A 3,108-nucleotide genomic window follows, 5' to 3' on the forward strand; every position below is an offset into this window, starting at 1 on the left:
CTGCGCCGAACAGGGCCGCCACCGGCTCGGGCTCGACGCCGGCCAGCAGGCGCGGCTCGTCCTCGCGGCGGTGCTCCCGCCCGTCGCCGCGCTCCTCGCCCTGGCCGGGGTCCCGCCCCGGGTCCCGCCCAGTGTCGCCCATCGCGTCGCCCATCGCGTCGCGCATGCGCTCGCCGAAGGCCAGCGAGCGGCCGAACCCCTCGCCGGTGCCGGACCGGTCCTCGCGGCCGAGGCTGTCGCGGCCGAGTCCGTCGCGCAGCGCGCGCTCGCGGGAATCGCGCGGGTGGAACGGGTCGCGCCGCGGGTCCTGACGGGTATCGCCCGGGTAGCCCGCCGGTTTCTCCGCGGTCGAAGGCGGGTGCGGCGGCTGGTTCGTGCGGATCATGGCCGCTCTCCCGGACCCGGCCGGCGCCGGCCGAACAGCTCCTCGACCTCGCCTTCCTCGCGCGCCTCCGCCTCCTCGGCGGCGCGCGCGGCCAGATCGTCGCGCAGGATCGTGTACTTGTCGCGCACCCGCGTCGCCGCCCGGTGGCCCTCGGCCGCCGCCTCGCACTCGCCGGTCAGGCGGTGCAGGGTGTAGGCGGCGCGCTCGGCCGAATCGGTGAGGCGGGCATGGCCCTTCTCCAGGGCGACCACGGCGCCGCGGGTGTCGTCGAGGGCGCCGAGATCGACCACCCGGCCGAGAATGCCTTCGTAGATCGCGTCCTCGCGCGAGCCCAGGGTCGCGGCGCTCGCGCTCACCGCCTGCCGGGCCTCGTCCAGCACCGCCTCGCCCTCGGCGACCTGCCGGCGCTTCACCTGGAGGGCGCGCAGAGCCTGTTCCTCCTTGAGGGTCTTCAGGCGCAGCAGGATGCTCATCTGGCCGATCATCGGGTCAGCGCCCTCAGCTTCTGCTGGGTGATCTCGAAGCTGTCGAACTCGTCCGTGCGCTGCTGCAGGAAGGCGTTGATCGGCTTGTACTTGGCGATGGCGAGGTCGGAATCGGGATCGTTGCCGCGCTTGTACTCGCCGACCTTCACGAGCAGTTCGACATCCGCGTAGGCCGCGAGCCAGGCATTGACCCGGCCGGCCATCGCCCGGTGCTCGGGCGTGGTGACGGCGCCCATCACGCGGCTCTTCGAGGCCAGGATGTCGATCGCCGGGTAATGGTTGGCCGCGGCGAGCTTGCGCGAGAGCACGATGTGCCCGTCGAGGATCGAGCGGGTCTCGTCGGCCACGGGCTCGTTCATGTCGTCGCCCTCGACCAGCACCGTGTAGAGCGCGGTGATCGAGCCCCGGTCGTTCATGCCGACGCGCTCCATCAGCTTCGGCAGGTTGGCGAAGACGGAGGGCGGGAAGCCGCGCCGGGTCGGCGGCTCGCCGGCCGCCAGCCCGATCTCGCGCTGGGCGCGCGCGAAGCGCGTCACAGAATCCATCAGGAAGAGCACGCGCTGGCCCTGATCGCGAAAGTACTCGGCGATTGCCGTGGCCACGAAGGCGGCCTTGGCGCGCTCCATCGAGCTGCGGTCCGAGGTGGCGCAGACGATGATGGCGCGCGCCATCCCCTCGGGGCCAAGATCGTGCTCGATGAACTCGCGCACCTCGCGCCCGCGCTCGCCGATCAGCGCCAGCACGGTGACGTCGACGTCGGCGCCCTTCACCAGCATCGACAGCAGGGTCGACTTGCCCCCGCCGGCCGCCGCGAAGATGCCCATGCGCTGGCCCTCGCCGCAGGTGAGGATGCCGTCGAGCGCCCGCACGCCGAGCGAGAGTGGGGTATCGATCACCCGGCGGCGCATCGGGTCCGGCGGGTCCTGGTAGACGGGGTAGTGCGTCTCGGGCTCGAAGGGCAGGTCCCGGCCGTCGATGAAGGCGCCCATGCCGTCGATGACCCGGCCGAGCAGGCCCGGGCCCACCGCCACCGCCTGGACGCGGCCGGTGCGGCGCACCTCCGTGCGGGGCGAGACACCCTGCGTCTCGCCGATCGGCGCGAGCAGCGCCTCCTCGTCGAGGAAACCGACGCACTCGGCGAACAGGCGCAGGCCAGTCTGCCGGGTGATCAGCTCGACGATCTCGCCGACCTGCACGTCCGGCACGCTGGCGTGGATGATGGTGCCGACGACCTTCCGGACCCGGCCGGTGACCGCGTAGGGATCGAAGGCGGCCGCGCGGGTGGCGACCTCGGGCAGGACGCGGCCGAGCCGCGCTCGGATGCGCTCGGCGCGCTCGCGCGCGACCGCCGCGCCGTCGGGCGGGGGGAGGGGGCGGTTCACGCCGCCGCCCCGGCCGGGTCGGCCGAGCTATCGGAATGTCCTGCGGCGGCGCCCCGCACGATCGCCTCCAGCGCGTCGAGCCCGGCATCGACCGCGGTCTCGACCCGGCCGATGCTCGATTCGAGCACGATCTGCGGGGGCATGAGCGCCGGATCCTCGACCACGTCGACGAACTCGACCTCGGGGAAATCCGCCACGATGCCGGCGATCCGGTCGCGCATGGCGGCGTAGTGGGCGGGCGCGACGCGCAGCTCGGCCCGGCGCTCGCGGCGCATCTGGCGCAGCGCGCCCCGCACGGCCGCGACCGTGCGGGCCTCGTCGTCGAAGCTGTCGACGAGGCGGCGCACGCACGCCATGACGATGCGGGCCATCTCGGCCTCGGCCGCCTTCAGGCCGGCATCGAGCTGGACGCCCTCGCGCAGCAGCCGCTCGACCGATTCGAGTTCCGCCCGGGCGAGGCCGTCGGCGTAGCCCTGCGCGCTGCGGCGCGCGTATTCCTGCTCGGCCTCGGCCACGATCGCGGCGGCGCGCGCCTCGGCGTCGCGCAGCAGGGCGGTCGCGGCCGGAACCGGCTCGAACGCCTCCGGGGGCAGCACCTGCAGGCCCGGCGCGAGGCGGTAGCCGAGTTCGCTCAGGCGATAATAGGCGACCACGCGTCCATCCTCCGCCGCAGGAGTCTCACGACGTGCTCGCAGGCCCCCGGCCCGAGCGGGGGCGGTCCGGTCAGAATCCCTGGCTCGGCGCCGAGCCGCAGGGCGACGAGCCGGCCGAGCGCCGGCTCGGCCGCCGCGGCGAAGCGGCCGAGCGTCCCGAGCCCGAGGGCGACGACGGCGCCCTCGGGCTCGGGACGCTCGGC

Annotated in this window: 4 protein-coding genes; all 4 read right to left on the reverse strand. The window is 74.3% G+C overall.

The window, feature by feature from the left end:
- A partial coding sequence (locus AX737_RS04915; RefSeq protein ID WP_197430460.1) for a hypothetical protein occupies positions 1-385 on the reverse strand: 385 nt, incomplete at its 3' end.
- On the reverse strand, positions 382-858 hold the full coding sequence (locus AX737_RS04920) for a YscO family type III secretion system apparatus protein (RefSeq protein ID WP_197430461.1): 477 nt from the start codon (positions 856-858) through the stop codon (positions 382-384). The genes AX737_RS04915 and AX737_RS04920, both read right to left, overlap by 4 nt.
- Positions 859-866: 8 nt before the next feature.
- Entirely contained in the window at positions 867-2,252 is a 1,386-nt protein-coding gene (gene sctN / locus AX737_RS04925) for a type III secretion system ATPase SctN (protein WP_066919448.1), read from the reverse strand.
- Positions 2,249-2,905 (reverse strand): type III secretion system stator protein SctL, encoded by a 657-nt coding sequence (gene sctL / locus AX737_RS04930; protein ID WP_066919450.1) that lies wholly within the window; start codon positions 2,903-2,905, stop codon positions 2,249-2,251. Before sctL ends, sctN begins: the two co-directional genes overlap by 4 nt.
- Positions 2,906-3,108 lie beyond the last annotated feature (203 nt).

This window comes from Methylobacterium sp. CCH5-D2 (assembly GCF_001556475.1).
Lineage (GTDB): Bacteria > Pseudomonadota > Alphaproteobacteria > Rhizobiales > Beijerinckiaceae > Methylobacterium > Methylobacterium hispanicum.